This is a genomic window from Bradyrhizobium sp. 172 (genome assembly GCF_023101065.1).
GTDB classification, from domain to species: domain Bacteria; phylum Pseudomonadota; class Alphaproteobacteria; order Rhizobiales; family Xanthobacteraceae; genus Bradyrhizobium; species Bradyrhizobium canariense_D.
In genome coordinates, this window is record NZ_CP064701.1 from 7535209 (window position 1) to 7552445 (window position 17237).

14 protein-coding genes are annotated in these 17237 nt (G+C 65.1%); 7 read left to right on the forward strand and 7 right to left on the reverse strand.

From position 1 onward, the window contains the following. Positions 1-73 precede the first annotated feature (73 nt). The 4 genes from tldD to IVB07_RS35775 are packed head-to-tail and all read left to right on the forward strand — an operon-like array spanning position 74 to position 3206. Complete coding sequence (tldD, locus tag IVB07_RS35760; RefSeq protein ID WP_026233924.1) at positions 74-1501, forward strand: metalloprotease TldD; 1428 nt, start codon at positions 74-76, stop codon at positions 1499-1501. Then, positions 1498-2274, forward strand: coding sequence for a signal peptidase I (lepB, locus tag IVB07_RS35765; RefSeq protein ID WP_018460010.1), 777 nt, complete (start codon positions 1498-1500; stop codon positions 2272-2274). Before tldD ends, lepB begins: the two co-directional genes overlap by 4 nt. Positions 2275-2283: 9 nt before the next feature. Beyond that, a complete protein-coding gene (locus tag IVB07_RS35770) occupies positions 2284-2631 on the forward strand; it encodes an MmcQ/YjbR family DNA-binding protein (RefSeq protein WP_018460011.1) in 348 nt (115 codons plus the stop codon). An 8-nt stretch (positions 2632-2639) separates the two neighbouring features. After that, on the forward strand, positions 2640-3206 hold the full coding sequence (locus IVB07_RS35775) for a nucleotidyltransferase family protein (protein ID WP_018460012.1): 567 nt from the start codon (positions 2640-2642) through the stop codon (positions 3204-3206). Positions 3207-3212: 6 nt separating this feature from the next. On the opposite strand, the gene IVB07_RS35780 is transcribed toward IVB07_RS35775, so the two are convergent. The 3 genes from IVB07_RS35780 to IVB07_RS35790 form a co-directional block, all read right to left on the reverse strand. Further along, positions 3213-3785, reverse strand: a complete 573-nt coding sequence (locus tag IVB07_RS35780) for a PAN domain-containing protein (RefSeq protein ID WP_018460013.1) — start codon at positions 3783-3785, stop codon at positions 3213-3215. Positions 3786-3896: 111 nt separating this feature from the next. Further along, positions 3897-5267, reverse strand: coding sequence for a glutamate--cysteine ligase (locus tag IVB07_RS35785; protein ID WP_018460014.1), 1371 nt, complete (start codon positions 5265-5267; stop codon positions 3897-3899). 99 nt (positions 5268-5366) lie between these two features. Further along, positions 5367-5861, reverse strand: a complete 495-nt coding sequence (locus IVB07_RS35790) for a MarR family winged helix-turn-helix transcriptional regulator (protein WP_007599417.1) — start codon at positions 5859-5861, stop codon at positions 5367-5369. Between the two features lie 126 nt (positions 5862-5987). Here IVB07_RS35790 and gstA point away from each other — a divergent pair, with 126 nt between their 5' ends. Then, positions 5988-6602 (forward strand): glutathione transferase GstA, encoded by a 615-nt coding sequence (gene gstA, locus IVB07_RS35795; protein WP_018460015.1) that lies wholly within the window; start codon positions 5988-5990, stop codon positions 6600-6602. A gap of 71 nt (positions 6603-6673) precedes the next feature. Here gstA and IVB07_RS35800 read toward each other — a convergent pair whose 3' ends face one another. The 4 genes from IVB07_RS35800 to IVB07_RS35815 are packed head-to-tail and all read right to left on the reverse strand — an operon-like array spanning position 6674 to position 12387. Continuing rightward, the gene (locus tag IVB07_RS35800; RefSeq protein ID WP_085351979.1) at positions 6674-8887 is read right to left on the reverse strand and encodes an FAD-dependent oxidoreductase; all 2214 of its coding nucleotides are present in this window, start codon (positions 8885-8887) and stop codon (positions 6674-6676) included. Between the two features lie 18 nt (positions 8888-8905). Then, complete coding sequence (locus IVB07_RS35805; protein WP_018460017.1) at positions 8906-10114, reverse strand: acetyl-CoA C-acetyltransferase; 1209 nt, start codon at positions 10112-10114, stop codon at positions 8906-8908. Positions 10115-10171: 57 nt separating this feature from the next. Further along, entirely contained in the window at positions 10172-11962 is a 1791-nt protein-coding gene (locus tag IVB07_RS35810; protein WP_018460018.1) for an acyl-CoA dehydrogenase C-terminal domain-containing protein, read from the reverse strand. Between the two features lie 38 nt (positions 11963-12000). Further along, complete coding sequence (locus IVB07_RS35815; RefSeq protein WP_247364179.1) at positions 12001-12387, reverse strand: nuclear transport factor 2 family protein; 387 nt, start codon at positions 12385-12387, stop codon at positions 12001-12003. Positions 12388-12587: 200 nt separating this feature from the next. Here IVB07_RS35815 and IVB07_RS35820 point away from each other — a divergent pair, with 200 nt between their 5' ends. Both IVB07_RS35820 and IVB07_RS35825 read left to right on the forward strand, forming a co-directional pair. Next, positions 12588-13178 (forward strand): PadR family transcriptional regulator, encoded by a 591-nt coding sequence (locus IVB07_RS35820; RefSeq protein ID WP_018460020.1) that lies wholly within the window; start codon positions 12588-12590, stop codon positions 13176-13178. 360 nt (positions 13179-13538) lie between these two features. After that, the gene (locus IVB07_RS35825; protein WP_247364182.1) at positions 13539-16976 is read left to right on the forward strand and encodes a tetratricopeptide repeat protein; all 3438 of its coding nucleotides are present in this window, start codon (positions 13539-13541) and stop codon (positions 16974-16976) included. The last annotated feature ends 261 nt before the right edge of the window (positions 16977-17237 follow it).

Genomic DNA, 17237 nt, shown 5'->3' on the forward strand with positions numbered 1-17237 from the left:
GAGACTTGGCGCCCTCGCGGAAGTGCCGGGAAACCATTATCTTGCCTCACATCCCCCGATAATGGACGGACGCATGACCAACCCTGCCACAACCTCCCTGCTCGACCGCGCCAATCTCGACCGCGATCAGGTTCGCAACGAGCTCGCGCGCGGGCTTGCCGGTGCCGACGACGGCGAATTGTTCCTGGAATACAGCCAGACCGAAGCGCTGATGTTCGACAATGGCCGGCTGAAGCAGGCGACCTACGATACCTCGCAGGGTTTTGGCCTGCGCGCCGTCAAGGACGACGCCGTCGGCTACGCGCATTCCTCCGACGTGTCGCTGCCGGCGCTGATTCGCGCTGCGGACGCGGTCGCGGCCGTGCGCGGCGGTTATTCCGGCAGCTTCGCCGCGCCTCCTGCGCATACCAACGTGCGGCTTTATAGTGACGACAATCCGCTCGATGCCCCCGGCTTCGAGACCAAGGTCAAACTGCTCGCCGAGATCGACGCTTATCTGCGCGACAAGGATCCGCGGGTGCGGCAGGTCAGCGTCAGCCTGGGCGCGACCTGGCAGGTGGTCGAGATCCTGCGGCCCGACGGCGAGAGCTATCGCGACATCCGCCCGCTCGTGCGCGTCAACGTCTCCGTCGTCGCCGGTCAGGGCGACCGCCAGGAGAGCGGCAGCAAGGGCTATGGCGGCCGCGCCGGCTACGCCGAATTCATCGAAAGCAAGAACTGGCGCGACGCCGCCGACGGCGCGTTGCGTGAGGCTCTGGTCAACCTGGAATCGATTCCCGCCCCCGCCGGCGAGATGGACGTCGTGCTCGGGGCCGGCTGGCCCGGCGTGATGCTGCATGAGGCGGTTGGCCATGGCCTCGAAGGTGACTTCAACCGCAAGAAGACGTCCGCGTTTGCCGGCCTGATGGGCCAGCAGGTCGCGGCCAAGGGCGTGACCGTGGTCGACGACGGCACGATTGCCTCGCGCCGCGGCTCGCTGTCGATCGACGATGAGGGAACGCCGACCAACCGCACCGTGCTGATCGAGGACGGCGTCCTGGTCGGCTACATGCAGGACCGTCAGAACGCCCGCCTGATGAACATGAAGCCGACCGGCAACGGCCGCCGCCAGGGCTATGCCCACGTGCCGATGCCGCGCATGACCAACACCTACATGCTGGCGGGCGACCGCGATCCGGCCGAGATCCTCGCGTCGGTGAAGAACGGCGTCTTCGCCGCGAATTTCGGCGGCGGCCAGGTGGATATCACCTCGGGCAAATACGTGTTTCAGTGCACCGAGGCTTACAAGATCGAGAACGGCAAGATCGGTGCGCCCCTGAAGGGCGCCATGCTGATCGGCAACGGGCCGACCGACCTGCATCGCATCCGCATGATCGGCAACGACCTCGCGCTCGATACCGGCATCGGCACCTGCGGCAAGAACGGTCAGGGCGTGCCGGTCGGCGTCGGCCAGCCGTCGCTGTTGATGGAACGCATTACGGTGGGTGGAACAGGCGGATGAGCGTCGAGAAGATAACTGTCACCACCAAGCGGAAGAGCAGCGGCTGGGGCGGCCAGCTGGTGCAGCTCGCCGGCATCGTCGCGGCGGTGTTCATCGCCAAGGGTGCGCTGGCCGAGCCGTTCTACGTGCCGTCGGGCTCGATGGAGCCGACGCTGTTGATCGGCGACGCCTTGATCGCCTCGAAATTCCCCTACGGCTACGGCACCTCGTCGCTGCCGATCCAGATCAACCTGCCCGAGAGCGGCCGCGTCTTCGCGGAAACGCCGAAGCAGGGCGACGTCGTGGTCTTCCGCTGGCCCGGCGACCGCTCGCAGGCCTGGGTCAAGCGCGTCGTGGGCCTGCCCGGCGACCGCATCCAGCTGCGCCAGGGCCAGCTCTTCGTCAACGATCGCCCCGCCGAGTTGAAGCCGGACGGCGTTGGTGCCGCCGAGGACGACAATGGCGGCAGCGAACCCGCCTATCGCTATGTCGAGACGCTGCCGAACGGCGTCTCGCATCTGATCTTCAAGATGCGTGACAACGGTCCGCTCGACAACACGCAGGAAGTGACGGTGCCGGCAGGCCATCTCTTCGTGCTCGGCGACAACCGCGACAATTCCGCCGACAGCCGCGTGCCCTTGCGCTCCGGCGGCGTCGGCATGTTGCCGATCGACAATCTGGTCGGCCGCGCAGACGCCGTGCTCGGATCCTGGGATCTCGGTATCCGGGGCCAGCCGGTGTGGACCTGGCTGTCCGGATTTCGCATGGCGCGGTTTTTCACCGCCGTGCATTGAACCGATCTCATGACCTTCGACGACGTCAGAAAATTCGCACTGACGTGGCCGGAGGTCGAGGACGGTACCTCCTACGGCACGCCCGCACTAAAGGTGCGCAAGAAGATGCTGGCGCGTCTGAAGGAAGATGGCGACAGCCTGGTGATGCCGGACGTCCCGGTCGACGAGCGCGCGATGCTGGTCGAGAGCCAGCCAAAAATCTTCTACTTCACCGATCACTACGCCGATTATCCGATAGTGCTGATCCGCCTGTCCAAGGCAAAGCGCGCGATCGTGGAGTCGCTGCTGCGGCGGCGTTGGCGCGCGCTGGCTTCGAAGGCGGCGCGAGCGGATTATGATGCACGCGTGAGCGCGTGACGACTGTCATGGATGAGGCCCGCTTCCTCGCGCTGGCGCTAAAGAACCCGATTAACGTCGCGATTCTCGATGAGCTCCACCAGCTCGCGCTGCCCGATGCGTGGCTGGTCTCGGGATGTCTCGTGCAATCGGTTTGGAACGTGCTCACCGGCCGTGCGATCGATTACGGCATTGCCGATTACGACGTCTTCTACTTCGACCCTGACACCTCCTGGGACGCGGAGGACGTCGTGATCCGCAAGCTGCAAGCGCGCCTCGATCATCTCGGCGTCAAGATCGAGACCCGCAACCAGGCACGCGTGCATCTGTGGTACCCGGCCAAGCACGGCCTGCCCTATCCGCCGCTGTCGTGCTCGACTGACGGTATCGACCGTTTCCTCACACAGAACACGCAAGTGGGCGTGCGGCGCTCGGACGACGGTTTCCACGTTTATGCGCCGCACGGCTTCGATGACGTGGCGGGCTTGATTGCACGCCCCAATCCAAGCCCGAATTTCTCCGCAGCGAATTACGCGGTAAAGGCCGCGAGATGGAGGGCGTTGTGGCCCGAGCTTACGGTGATTGCGCCGGAATGATCCGAGCTATCTCACCACGCCCGACGTGAATCCCGCCTTCCGCCGCGGCGGCTTGATCTCCTTTTTCAGGAAACAGCGCGCTTCGCGTCCCGTGTAGCCCGGGCGGGCATAGGTGAAGGCGCGGCATTTGTTGTCGGCGGTGCAGACGGCCTTGCAGGCTTCTTCGCCTTCGCCGTCCTTCATCTCGAAATTGCGCAAATCGCCGCCGGGGCGGTCGATGGAGGTCTCCACGCCTTCGACACGCGGCTCGATCACACCGGCGCCGCGCACGCCGGAGATGCAGCAGCTTCCCGGCACGCGCGCAGGCACCGTGTTCTTCAGCCAGCACACCGCCGAGCCGCCTTCGATGTCAGGATAGTTGAAGCTCCACGAGCGGCAACGGCGGTCGCGCTCGCACAGCAGCGCGCAATCCTCGGGATCGCCCGACGTGACCGGAGAGCTGAAATAATCTCCGCCTGGCCGGTCGAACGCCGTCTGGGCGCGCGCAGGCCAGCTCGCAAACACGAGCGAAAGCAACGCGGCGCAGGCTACGACGCCTGCCAGGACGCTTGCCATGACGGCCAGGCGGCCCTTCCCCATCGGAACAGCTTTCGAGTTATTGACGACGCTCGGGTTTTTCAGCTGGCCATTTGATCGCCGCAAACCTGTACGGGCGATGAACGGCCCGAGTCCGATCGTTTTGCCTTGGGTCTAGAACGCGTATTCCGCGTAGGCCGGTTCCACCGAGCGGTTCCAGGGACCGTTGAACTTGTCGAGCATCTCCTCAGCCGGCGTGCGGCCGGAATCGATAATGCGATCGAGCGGCTCCAGATGCCTGGTCTCGTCGCGGCCAAGCTGGTCGATCCGGCCGCGCCGGCGCAAGCCGGCATGCGCCAGAACGAGGCACTCCTTGGCGATCTCGAACAGATAGCGGTCCTTGATTCGCGACTTGAACCCGAAGCGTGGCACGTCGTCGCGCAGCGCCTGACGCTCATGCGCGGTCCAGTGCTTCACGAGGTCCCAGGCGGCATCCAGCGACACATCGTCGTAGAGCAACCCGGCCCAGAACGCCGATAGCGCCGGCAGACGGCCCCACGGGCCACCGTCGGAGCCGCGCATCTCGAGATAGCGCTTGAGCCGCACCTCCGGGAAAATCGTCGAAAGATGGTTGGCCCAGTCCGACAGCGTCGGGCGTTCCCCGGGCAAATTGTTGTTGCGGCCATCGAAGAAGGCGCGGAACGAGGAGCCCGAGACGTCGATGTAGTCCTCGTCGCGCTTGACGAAATACATGGGCACGTCGAGCGCGTAGTCGACATAGCGCTCGAAGCCCATGCCGTCCTCGAATGCCCACGGCATCATGCCGGCGCGCGCGTTGTCGGTGTCGCGCCAGATCTCGGACCGGAAGGAGAGAAAGCCGTTTGGCTTGCCCTCGGTAAACGGCGAATTGGCGAACAAGGCGGTTGCGGCCGGCTGGAGCGCGAGCGAGACACGCAGCTTCTTGACCATGTCCGCTTCGGAGGAGAAGTCGAGATTGGTCTGTACCGTGCAGGTCCGGTACATCATGTCGAGGCCGTACTGGCCGACCTTCGGCATGTAATTGGTCATGATCTTGTAGCGGCCCTTGGGCATCACCGGGATGTCGGCGCGCGACCAGGACGGCGTCATGCCGAGGCCGAGGAAGCCGATGCCGAGCGGCGTTGCGATCTCGCGCACCTGCGCCAGATGCGCCATCAGCTCACTCTGGGTCTGGTGCACGTTCTCGACGGGGGCACCCGAGAGTTCGAACTGCCCGCCAGGCTCGAGCGAGATCGCGCCGCCGCCAGTGACGTCGTAGAGGCCGATGATGTTGCCCTTCTCCATGATCGGCTCCCAGCCGAGCAGGAGTTTCATGCCTTCGAGCAGCGCGCCGATACCGCGCGCGCCCTCGTAGGGCACCGGACGGTGGCCTTCGAGCGTGAACGGCGTCTTCTCGTGCTCGGTGCCCATGCGGAATTCGGACGGGTCCTTGCAACCAGCCTCGAACCACGCGACGAGTTCGTCGCGCGATTGCAGCGGCGTCATATCGATCTGGTCTCGCGCCATATCAGACTCTAATCAAAAGCGCTTCGATCGAACGCGCGTGGGTGACAGGGATGGTCCGCGCAGCCACCGGCTGCACGGACGAGCTGGTTTGCCGCGCGATCATCGCAACGGCGTGGTTTCGTTGACGTGGGCAGGCGGCAGTTTCATCTCGCCGCACGAGCAGCCCAGACGGTCGAGCAGACCGCTGAGCTTCACGGCATCCGCATCGGACAGCTTCGAACCGACATATTTCTCGATCGCGGCCGAATAGGCGCCCCACATCCGCTTCTGCAATTCGCGGCCGGCTTCCGTGATCTCCACGAACTGGCCGCGCTTGTCGATCTTGCATTCACGCCGCGAGGCGAGGCCTTCGTCGACCAGGCGGTCGATCAGCCGCGATGTCGAATATTGCGGGATCAGCATCTGCCGTTCGAGTTCGACCGGCCGGAGCTCGCCCGAGGGCGCCCGTGACAGTTCGAGCAGCGCGTCATACCATGCGAGCGGCGGGAAGCCGGCCTTCTTCAGGTCCTGCTCGACGCAATTGAGCACACGGCTCTGCACCCGCATCAAGCGGATCCAGGCGGAAGTCGCCTCGGTCGATGGTTTGCGTTTCATGGTCCCGCTCAAGCTCGTCGCCCGTCTCTTACCCTATTCGATGCACCTGCATCAATCTTGACTATTTCAAGCAGATGCATGTAGTCGTTCTTTCGCCTGAACCAAGCAACAAGAGGAGGAAATTCCATGAAATTGTACTATTCGCCCGGTGCGTGCTCGCTGTCCCCCCATATCGCGCTCCTGGAAGCCGGCCTGCCCTATGAACTGGTCAAGGTCGATATTCGGGCCAAGAAGCTCGAAAACGGTGAGGATTATCTGAAGCTGAACCCCAAGGGCCAGGTCCCTGCGCTGGGCCTCGATAGCGGAGAGATCGTGACCGAAGGCCCGGTGATTGTCCAGATGATCGCCGATCAGGCCTCAGCCAAGGCGCTGGCGCCGGCCCACGGCAGCGCCGAGCGTTACAAGCTGCTCGAATGGCTGAACTTCCTCACCTCGGAGGTCCACAAGAGCTTCGGCCCGATGTTCGCGCCGACGCTGAACGACGAGGCCAAGGCCTTCTTCAAGGACCGCGTCATGGGCAAGCTGAAATACATCGACAGCCAGCTCGCCGGCCGCGACTACCTCATGGGCAAGCAGTTCACGGTGGCCGACGGTTATCTCTTCACGATGCTGACCTGGGGCGACCGGATGAAGTTCGACCTCTCGGCGATGCCGAACCTTGCCGCGTACAAGACCCGCGTCGCGGCGCGGCCGCAGGTGCAGGAAGCGATGAAGAAGGAAGGGCTGATCCAGGCTGCCTGAGGCACACATGCGAAAGGCCGGATCGAGAATCCGGCCTTTCGTATTTTTCATCCCGGCTACGGTTCAGAGAATCACGCCGCCGCCTTCTTTGGCGCGAAGCGGCCGTAGAAGGTCTCGCCCTTCGCCGCCATCTCTTCGAGCAATTTCGGCGGGGTGAAGCGCGATCCGTATTTCGCCTCCAGCTTGTGGCAGAGTTCGACGAACTTCTTGGGACCCATGAAGTCGATGTAGGACAGCGTGCCACCGGTGAACGGCGCAAAGCCGAAGCCGAGGATCGAGCCGACATCCGCTTCGCGCGGATCGGTGATGACGTGGTCCTCAACGGTGCGCGCGGCCTCCACCGCCTGCACTACCAGGAAGCGCTGCTTCAACTCCTCGACGTCGAGGGTATCTGGGTCGAGCTGCTTGGGCTGCAGCGCGGACAAGCCGGGCCACAGGCTCTTCTGTCCCTTGCCCTTCTCGGGGTAGTCGTAGAAGCCCTTGCTGTTCTTGCGGCCCAGACGGCCCTGCTTCTCGACCATTTCCACCATCAGCTTCTTCTGATCGGGATTGATGGCGTTGGGGCCGAGATCGGCTTCCGTCGCCTTCATGATCTTGAGCCCGAGGTCGAGCGCGACCTCGTCCGACAGCGAGAGCGGGCCGACCGGCATGCCGGCCATCTTGGCGCAGTTCTCGATCATCGCCGGCGGCACGCCCTCGAGGAACATCTCGTTGCCCTCGGCGACGTAGCGGCCGACGCAGCGATTGGCGAAGAAGCCTCTGGAGTCGTTGACGACGATCGGCGTCTTGCCGATCTGCCGGACGTAGTCGAGCGCGGTCGCGATCGCGAGATCGCCGGTGTTCTTGCCCTGGATGATCTCGACCAGCATCATCTTCTCGACCGGCGAGAAGAAGTGGATGCCGACGAACCTGCCTTGGTCCTTGAAGGATTCCGCCAGCGAGGTGATCGGAAGCGTCGAGGTGTTGGACGCGAAGATCACGTCCGGCTTCATGTGCTCCTGCGCCTTGGCAAAGGTATCAGCCTTGACCTTGCGGTCCTCGAACACGGCCTCGATGACGAGATCGACGTCCTTGAGCGCGGAATAGTCCGCGGTCGCCGTGATGCGCGCGAGCAGCGCTTCTGCGTCGCCGGGCTTGGCGCGGCCCTTCTTGATCTGCTCCTCGATCACCTTTTGCGCATGCGCCTTGCCCTTGTCGGCGCTCTCCTGGTCGCGATCGATCAGGACGACGTCGAGACCGGCACGGGCTGAGACATAGCCGACGCTCGCGCCCATGAAGCCGGCGCCGATCACGGCGATCTTCTTCACCTTGGTCGGCGGCACATCCTTCGGACGGCGCGCGCCCTTGTTGAGCTCCTGCATCGACAGGAACAGGCTGCGGATCATCGCAGCCGCTTCCTTCGAGCGCAGCACCGAGGTGAAGTAGCGCGACTCGACACGGAGCGCGGCGTCGATCGGCAGCTGCAGGCCCTCGTAGACGCAGCTCATGATCGCGCGTGCGGCCGGATAATTGTCGTAGGTCTCGCGGCGATAGATCGCGTTGCCGGCCGGGAACATCATCATGCCGGCCTTGGAGAACACCGGACCGCCCGGCAGCTTGAAGCCCTTCTCGTCCCAGGGCGCAACAGCCTTGCCGCCGCCCTTGATCCAGTCCTTTGCCGCCTTGACGAGGTCGGCGGCGGGAACGATGGCGTGGATCAGATTCAGCGCCTTGGCTTTCTCGATCGTGACCGGATCGCCCTTGAGCAGGATCGTCATCGCGTCCTGCGGCGGCACCAGGCGCGGCACGCGCTGCGTGCCGCCGGCGCCCGGGAACAGGCCGACCTTGACCTCGGGCAGACCGAGGCGGGTCTTGGGATTCTCCGCCGCCACGCGATAGTGGCAGCACAGCGTAATCTCGAAACCGCCGCCGAGCGCGAGGCCGTTGATCGCCGCCGCCCACGGCTTGCCGGAGGTTTCGATCGAGCGCAGCACCTGCGAGAAGCGCCGGCTCTGCTCGAACAGCATCTGGTTCGCGGCCGTCTCGCCCTGCTCCCCAAACACTTTTGCGTAGGCCTGATTCATGCCCTCGAGCATGGAAAGATCGGCACCCGCGCAGAACGCCTCCTTGGCGGAGGTGATGACGACCCCCTTCACCACGGCGTCGGCCGTGGTCGCCTTGACGATCGCGTCGAGCTCGCTGGTCGATGTCTCGTCGAGCACGTTCATCGAACGGCCCGGGATGTCCCAGGTCACGAGCGCGATGCCGTCGGAATCGGTCTCAACCTTGAAGTTCTTGTAAGCCATGCTGGTTGCTCCCTGCCCTTAGACGCGTTCGATGATGGTCGCGGTGCCCATGCCGCCGCCGATGCACAGCGTCACCAGTGCGGTCGCCTTGTTGGTGCGCTCGAGCTCGTCGAGCACCGTCCCGAGGATCATGGCACCGGTCGCGCCGAGCGGATGGCCGAGCGCGATCGCACCGCCATTGACGTTGATCTTGGCGTTGTCGATGTCGAAGGCCTGGATGTAGCGCAGCACAACCGAGGCGAAGGCCTCGTTGAGCTCGAACAGGTCGATGTCCGACTTCTTCATGCCCGAGCGCGCGAACAGCTTTTCGGTGACATCAACCGGACCGGTCAGCATCATCGCGGGCTCCGAGCCGATATTGGCGAATGCGCGGATCCTTGCACGCGGCTTCAGTCCGTACTTGCCGCCGGCTTCCTTGCTGCCGAGCAAAACGGCGCCGGCACCATCGACAATGCCCGACGAATTGCCGGCGTGGTGCACGTAATTGACGCGTTCGATTTCCGGATGCGACTGCACCGCGACGCCATCGAAGCCGCCCATCTGCGCCATCATCGTGAACGCCGGCTGCAGCTGCGCCAGCGACTGCATCGTCGTCGAAGGACGCATATGCTCGTCCTTGGCGAGGATGGTGAGGCCGTTGATGTCCTTCACCGGGACGACCGACTTGTCAAAGCGGCCTTCTTCCCAGGACTTCGCCGCACGCTGCTGGCTCTGCACCGCATAGGCGTCGACGTCGTCACGCGAGAAGCCGTATTTGGTCGCGATCAGATCGGCCGAGACACCCTGCGGCATGAAATAGGCCGGCACTGCCATCGAGGGGTCCATCGGCCAGGCGCCGCCGGAAGCGCCGATGCCGACGCGGCTCATCGATTCGGCGCCGCCGCCGATCACGAGCTCGTGCTGGCCGCTCATCACCTGGGCTGCGGCAAAATTCACGGCATCGAGGCCGGAGGCGCAGAAGCGGCTGATCTGGACGCCCGGCACCGCTTCGCCGAGGCCCGCCTTCAGCGCGGCAAAGCGCGCGATGTCGGAGCCGGCTTCGCCGACCGGATCGACCACGCCGAGAATGACGTCATCGACGGAATCTTCGGGGAGGTTGTTGCGGTCCTTCAGCGCCTTGAGCGGCACGGTCGCGAGCGCGAGCGCGGTGACTTCGTGCAGCGCGCCGTCCGCCTTGCCGCGGCCGCGCGGGGTGCGGACGTGGTCGTAGATGAATGCCTCAGGCATGACGCCCTCCTGATGTGATGATCTTGTGGTCGTGATCCGGTCGCAGCGAAAGCGGCTTCAGAACGCTTCCGCCGGCAGTTCCATGATGGTGGCGCAGCCGGCCTGGATGCGCGCGAGATTGGCGGCGGTCTCCGGCAGCATCCGCTCCATGAAAAAACGGCCGGTGACGAGCTTGGTCGAGAGATAGGGCGTCGCACCGCTCTCGGCAATCTTGGCTTGCGTCACCTTCGCCATCTTCGCCCACATATAGCCGAGCGCGACGAAGCCGAAGAGATTGAGGTAATCGGTTGCGGCGGCACCGGCATTGTCGGGCTTGGCCATCGCGTTCTGCATCAGCCAGGTGGTGGCCTGCTGGAGATGGCCGAGCGAGGCCGAGAGCGGAGTGATGTAGGGCTTCATCGCCTCGTCGCCGCCGTTCTCCTTGGCGAAGGCCATGACCTCGCCGAAGAACGCCATGATGGCGCGGCCGCCGTCGCGCGGCAGCTTGCGGCCGACGAGGTCGAGCGCCTGGATGCCGTTGGCGCCTTCGTAGATCATGGCGATGCGGGCATCGCGCACGAACTGCTCCATGCCCTGCTCGGCGATATAGCCGTGGCCGCCATACATCTGCTGCGCCTGCACCGCGTTGGCGAAGCCGTAATCGGTGAGAAAGCCCTTCAGCACCGGCGTCATCAGGCCCATGTGATCATCGGCGGCCTGGCGGTCCTTGGGATCCTCGGAGCGATGGGCGACGTCGCTCTTCAGCGCGGTCCACATCACGAAGGCGCGCGCGGCCTCGTTGAAGGCGCGGATCGACAGCAGCGTGCGGCGCACGTCGGGATGGACGATGATCGGATCGGCCGGCTTGTCCGGCGCCTTGGCACCGGTGAGCGAACGGCCCTGGATGCGATCCCGCGCATAGGCGACCGCGTTCTGATAGGCCACTTCCGACTGCGCGAGACCCTGCACGGCGACGCCGAGGCGGGCCTCGTTCATCATCACGAACATGCCCTGCATGCCCTTGTTCTCTTCGCCGATCAGCCAGCCGGTGGCGTTGTCGTAGTTCATCACGCAGGTGGAATTGCCGTGAATGCCCATCTTGTGCTCGATCGAGCCGCAGACCACGCCGTTGCGTGCGCCGACCGAACCATCGGCATTGACCAGGAATTTCGGCACCACGAACAGCGACACGCCCTTGATGCCGGCGGGCGCGCCCTCAATGCGGGCAAGCACGAGGTGGATGATGTTGGGCGCGAGGTCATGCTCGCCGGCCGAGATGAAGATCTTGGTGCCCGTGATCTTGAAGCTGCCGTCGGCCTGCCGCACCGCCTTGGTGCGGAGCATGCCGAGATCGGTGCCGCAATGCGGCTCGGTCAGGTTCATGGTGCCGGTCCACTCGCCCGCCACCATCTTCGGCACGTAGGTCTGCTTCTGCTCCGGCGTGCCGTGGACGATCAGCGCCGCGGTCGCGCCCATGGTGAGGCCGCCATACATCGAGAACGCCATGTTGGCGGAGATCTGGAATTCGTTGACCGCCTGGCTCAGCGTCACCGGCAGACCCTGGCCGCCGAACTCGGTTGGTGCCGACAGGCCGAGCCAGCCGCCCTCGGCGACCTGCTTGAACGCCTCCTTGAATCCCGTCGGCGTGGTGACGCTACCGTCATCGGCGCGCTTGCAGCCTTCGAGATCGCCCACGCGATTGAGCGGCTGCAGCACTTCTTCGGCGAGCTTGGCAGCTTCGCCGAGAATGGCTTCGCGCACGTCGCTCGACGCGTCGGAGAAGCCGGCCAGATTGTCGTAGCGGTCGATCTGGAAGACGTCGTTGAGCAGGAAGTTCACGTCTTCGACGGGGGCTTTGTAGATCGGCATGGTGGTCTCCCGGCAGGCCTTGAAGTGACGGTATTGGCTTAGGATTGAGTGGCGGCAAGCTGTTCCGCCATCAGGCGATGCAGCATGTTGATCGCCTTCAGCGGCCGCACCATCACCTTGAAATGCGTGATGCGCCCCTCGCCGTCGAAGCTGATGATGTCGACGCCGTTGATCTCGATGCCGTCGATCATGGTCTTGAATTCGAGCACGGTGCCGCTCTCACTCTTCCATTCACCGACATAGCTGAAGCCGGGACCGCCAAGCACCTTCTCAGCGCTGGCCAGATATTTGAAGGTGATGTCGCGGCCGCGCTGCGGCGCGTGCACGACAGGGCTTTCGAAGACGGCGTCGGGATGGAGCAGGTCCCAGAGCGCTGCCCGGTCATGCGACTTCATGTAGCCGTACCAGGACTCGAGGCCGGTCATTCAGGTGCCTCCCTAAAAGGCTCGGGCAAAAAACGCGAAAACAACCCCATGCACAGTAGCGCGAAGGTTGACTCCATTGGGGTTTTCGGGGCGGTTTTTGCCCTCGTTATCGGGTCGCCTCATATGCACATTGACGCATATGCGCCGATGCGCATAAAGTCAAGCCAATTGGTTAAGATCGACAACAGGAGGACCGGGTCATGGCTTTGGGCGACGCAATCCTCGCTTGCCTGACGGAACGTCCGATGACGGGCTACGAGCTCGCCAAGACATTCGATTCCTCGATCGGCTTCTTCTGGAAGGCCGACCACCAGCAGATCTACCGCGAGCTCTCCAAGCTGCGCGACCGCGGCTACATCCAGGGCCGCGAGGTCGTGCAAACCGGCAAACCCAATAAACTGATCTATACGCTGACTCCGGAGGGCCGAACAGCGCTGCGGCACTGGGCCGCGCGGCCAAGCACGCCCCCTTCCATCAAGGACGATCTCCTGGTGCGGTTGCATGCGCTCGACAGCATCGGCCTCGAGCCCATGCGCACCGACCTGATGGCCCGGCTCGAGCACCACCGCGATCGCCACGAGAACTACGAGCGCATCCTGAAGAAGCGCTTCCCGGAAGGGGCGGCGTCCGGCGTGCTCGACCTCGGTAACCTGCTGCTGCTTCAGCTCGGCGCCCGGCACGAGCAGATGGTGGCCGATTTCTGCGAAGAGGCGCTCGAGGCCCTGTCGGCGATGAGCGCAAGCGGCACCGTGGTGCCGCTGGAGGATGGCAAGCGCGAGGGCAAGGGCTGAGGGGCTGGCCAGACGCCATGACGTGCCGTTGCGTATTATTCCGCTGTCATCGCCCGCCTTGTGCGCAATTGCGCACGGGGGCGGGCGATCCAGTATTCCAGAGGCTGCGCGGCTGGAATCGAGAGGCTGCGGGTACTGGATGCCCCGCTTTCGCGGGGCATGACAGCGGTGGGTGTCGCACCCCGCCGCCCAACTTTAAGACACCGTCAACGGGTTCCTTAACCCGTTATTTACCGTAACAGACAAAAGTCGGTTTTCGAGGCAGACGACCCGCGCCAAATCCGATTGTCTTTGCAACCGGCACGCGAGGGAAGACTGGAGGCGCCGGATGGGGCGCCGGAGTCGGAACCGGACAGAGTCATGAATTCGCGCGTATCGTGGAGTGTTGACGGCATCGATCCATCCGTCCGGGAGCGGGCCGAAGCTGCTGCGCGTCGCGCCGGCATGTCACTCAACGATTGGCTGAACTCCACGCTCGGCGAGACCGCCCCGCCAAACTTTCGCGGACTTTACGACCAGCGTCCGCAAGCCCAGAACGTCCCGAGCCAGGTACCGACTCAAGTACCGAGCCAGGAAAGCCGCGAAGTTGCCGACATCCACCAGCGGCTCGACGCCATCACCCAGCAGATCGAGCGGATTTCAAAGCCCGCGCCGCGGCAAGATTCTTCGCGACAAGATACTCCGCGACAAGACGTTTCGCGCGAGCAGGGCGTTGCGCGCCAGCTCAACGACGCGATCTCGCGGCTCGATGCAAGGCTGTCGCAAATCTCAAAGCCGCAGCAGGCTCCGGCACCACGACAGGCCCCCGTTGAAACGCGCCAGCGCCAGGCCGATGCGGTCGAGCGCGCGGCAGCACAGGTCTATCGCAACTCACCGCCCCTGAGCCCCGCTTCGTTCGACGTCGCGGTGGCCGAGATCACCGCACGGCAGAGCGAGCTCGACGGCTTTACGCCCAGGCAGATGCCGCCGCGCGCCGCGCCGCCGATCGCGCCCGCGGCAGCTCCTTACGCGCCCCCGATGGCGCCGCCCGCGCCTGCCTATGCTCCGCCGCCACCCCAGCCGGGGCCGGATTTCTCTGCGCTTGAGCGCCATCTGCTCAAGATCACGAGCCAGATCGAATCGCTGCAGCGCCCTGACAATACCGAGCAGGCGATCAACACGTTCCGCAGCGAGCTTGCGGAGATCCGCAACGCCATCACCGAGGCGATGCCGCGCCGCGCGATCGAATCGATCGAGAACGAGATCCGCTCGCTGCATCGGCGCATCGACGAGACCCGCTCCAACGGCACCGACGGTCAGGTCCTGTCCGGCATCGAGCACGCGCTGTCCGAGATCAAGCAGGTGCTCCGCACGCTGACGCCGGCCGAGCAGCTCACCGGCTATGACGAGGCGATCCGCAATCTCGGCGCCAAGCTCGATCTGATCCTGCGCGCCAATGACGATCCGTCGACGGTCCGCCAGCTCGAAGGCGCGATCTCGGCGCTGCGTGGCATCGTCTCCAACGTTGCCTCCAACGAAGCGCTGGCACGGCTCTCGGACGACGTGCAGCTGCTGTCGTCCAAGGTCGACCAGGTCACCCGTGCGTCCGGCCAAGGCGACAGTTTTGCGGTGCTGGAACAGCGCATCGCGGCGCTCACCGCCGCTCTGGAAACGCGCGAGCGCCCTCAACCATCCGAGAGCAGCGAGCAGCTCGAAAGCGCGATCCGCGCCCTGTCTGACCGTTTCGATCGCATGCAGGTCGGCAACGACTCGGCTTCGACCTTCGCTCATCTTGAACAGCGGGTCTCGTATCTGCTGGAGCGGCTCGAGGCCGCCTCCGATCCGCGCAACGGCAATTTCAGCCGCGTCGAGGACGGGCTGCACGACATCCTGCGCCACCTGGAGCGGCAGCAGGCGACCTATTCCGCGCTGGCCGAGAGCCGCAACTCCGCGCCGCCCGCCGATTCCGGCATGGTCGATCTCGTCAAGCGCGAGCTCTCCGACATCCGCTTCAGCCAGGCCGAGACCAACCGGACCACCCAGGATTCGCTGGAGGCCGTCCACAACGCCCTTGGCCACGTCGTCGATCGTCTCTCGATGATCGAGGGCGATCTTCGCAATGTGCGCACCGCGCCGCCCGCCCCTGCGGCGCAGCCGATGCCGATGCCGATGGCCGCTCCCATGGCGCCCGCGCCGATGGCGCACGAGCCGCGGCCGCAGCAACAGCAGCACCCGAAATACGATCCGAAGCCCGAGCTGCCCAATCCAGCCGCCGCGCAGGCGGCGCACGCCGCCTTCGCCGCCGCGCCGCGCGAATTCCAAGCCGCCGCGCCGGCGGCGCCGCCGCCGATGCCGATGGCACCGCCGGTTCCGCCACGCGCGATCAGCGAAATCCTGGAGCCGCATACCGCGCCCACGCGCGCCGCGCTTGCGCCCGAACTGCCGCCGGATCATCCGCTCGAGCCGGGCACAAGGCCGGGTGCACGCATCGCCACGCCGTCCGAGCGCATCGCTGCGTCCGAAAGCGCAATCAGCGAAATCCCGGCCGCGCCCAAGGAGCCGGTGTCGTCGTCGAGCTTCATCGCTGCCGCGCGCCGCGCAGCGCAAGCCGCCGCCGCGCAGCCACCCGAGAAAACCGGCCGGGCCGCCAAGGCGTCTGCCGGTCGCGCCAAGGACAAGGGCCAGGAAGGCGGGTCGACCATCACCTCGAAGATCCGCTCGCTGCTGGTCGGCGCGAGCGTGGTCGTGATCGTGCTCGGCACCTTCAAGATGGCGATGAACCTGCTCGATGGCAGCAGCTCGTCGCCAGCGCCGCAGGCGATGGAGAATACGTCGAGCGAGCCCGCGCCGCGAGCCCTGCCGTCCATTGAGAACAAGCCCGCCGCGCCAGAGCAGGTCACGCCCTCGATGACCTCGCCGACGCCGATCGGAAAGCAGTCGCAGAACAATGCCGCGCCGGGGTCCGTGACGAGCCCGAGCGGCACCGCTTCGGTCGAAATCCCGCAAACCGCGGCGCCAACCCCGCCTGCGGCGTCGAGCGACGTCACCGGCGCGCTGTCGGGCACGAGCCGCGCGAAACTCGCGATGATCCAGGTGCCGCCGACCGAAAAGCTGCCTGACGGCATCGGTGGCCCCGGCTTGCGCACCGCCGCGATGAAGGGCGATGCGACCGCGGCCTACGAGATCGGCGTGCGCTTTGCCGAGGGCAAGGGCGTGGCCGCGAATTACGACGAAGCCGCCAAATGGTACGACCGTGCGGCGCAGGCCGGCGTCGTGCCCGCAACCTTCCGCCTCGGGACACTCTACGAAAAGGGTCTTGGCGTGAAGAAGGACGCCGACATCGCCCGCCGCTACTACACGCAGGCGGCCGAGCGCGGCAACGCCAAGGCGATGCACAATCTCGCGGTGCTCGACGCCGATGGCGGCGGACGCGGAGCCAATTACAAGAGCGCGGCACTGTGGTTCCGGAAGGCCGCCGACCGCGGCGTCGCCGACAGCCAGTTCAACCTCGGCATCCTCTATGCCCGCGGCATCGGGGTCGAGCAGAACCTCGCCGAGTCCTATAAATGGTTCACGCTCGCCGCCGCCCAGGGCGATGCGGACGCGGCCGGCAAGCGCGACGACGTCGCCAAGCGGCTCGACCCGCAATCGCTCGCCGCCGCCAAGCTCGCGATCCAGACCTTCAGCGCCGAACCGCAGCCCGACGACGCCGTCAATGTTGCGGCCCCGAACGGCGGCTGGGACAGCGCCCCGCAGGCCAACGCGAAGCCTGCGCCGAAGCCGGTTGCCGCCAAGCGCGCGGCCTCGGCTGTGCATTAATCGGTTTAGTACGCTTTCTCCTCTTGTCGTCGCCCGGCTTGACCGGGCGACCCAGTATTCCAGAGGCGTCGGTTGGATACGGAGAAGCTGCGCCATAGTGGATGCCCCGGTCAAGCCGGGGCATGACGGCGGAGAAGGTGGCGGAATGCTCGGTTCGCTGCGAGCCGTGATCTGATCTCTCTTAGCCCATTCACCACGCCTGAAATTCCTGGTCCCGCCGGCCACCGAATTCCGCTATTGAAGGGCGCGGCAATCGTTCTG

What these genes read in the sequence shown, in the direction of transcription:
- IVB07_RS35785 (WP_018460014.1), bottom strand. Translation starts at nt 5,267, where the DNA reads ATGGCGCGAGACCAGATCGATATGACGCCGCTGCAATCGCGCGACGAA.
- gstA (WP_018460015.1), top strand. Translation starts at nt 5,988, where the DNA reads ATGAAATTGTACTATTCGCCCGGTGCGTGCTCGCTGTCCCCCCATATC.
- IVB07_RS35825 (WP_247364182.1), top strand. Translation starts at nt 13,539, where the DNA reads ATGAATTCGCGCGTATCGTGGAGTGTTGACGGCATCGATCCATCCGTC.
- IVB07_RS35800 (WP_085351979.1), bottom strand. Translation starts at nt 8,887, where the DNA reads ATGGCTTACAAGAACTTCAAGGTTGAGACCGATTCCGACGGCATCGCG.
- IVB07_RS35780 (WP_018460013.1), bottom strand. Translation starts at nt 3,785, where the DNA reads ATGGGGAAGGGCCGCCTGGCCGTCATGGCAAGCGTCCTGGCAGGCGTC.
- IVB07_RS35790 (WP_007599417.1), bottom strand. Translation starts at nt 5,861, where the DNA reads ATGAAACGCAAACCATCGACCGAGGCGACTTCCGCCTGGATCCGCTTG.
- IVB07_RS35770 (WP_018460011.1), top strand. Translation starts at nt 2,284, where the DNA reads ATGACCTTCGACGACGTCAGAAAATTCGCACTGACGTGGCCGGAGGTC.
- IVB07_RS35820 (WP_018460020.1), top strand. Translation starts at nt 12,588, where the DNA reads ATGGCTTTGGGCGACGCAATCCTCGCTTGCCTGACGGAACGTCCGATG.
- IVB07_RS35805 (WP_018460017.1), bottom strand. Translation starts at nt 10,114, where the DNA reads ATGCCTGAGGCATTCATCTACGACCACGTCCGCACCCCGCGCGGCCGC.
- IVB07_RS35810 (WP_018460018.1), bottom strand. Translation starts at nt 11,962, where the DNA reads ATGCCGATCTACAAAGCCCCCGTCGAAGACGTGAACTTCCTGCTCAAC.
- lepB (WP_018460010.1), top strand. Translation starts at nt 1,498, where the DNA reads ATGAGCGTCGAGAAGATAACTGTCACCACCAAGCGGAAGAGCAGCGGC.
- IVB07_RS35775 (WP_018460012.1), top strand. Translation starts at nt 2,640, where the DNA reads ATGGATGAGGCCCGCTTCCTCGCGCTGGCGCTAAAGAACCCGATTAAC.
- IVB07_RS35815 (WP_247364179.1), bottom strand. Translation starts at nt 12,387, where the DNA reads ATGACCGGCCTCGAGTCCTGGTACGGCTACATGAAGTCGCATGACCGG.
- tldD (WP_026233924.1), top strand. Translation starts at nt 74, where the DNA reads ATGACCAACCCTGCCACAACCTCCCTGCTCGACCGCGCCAATCTCGAC.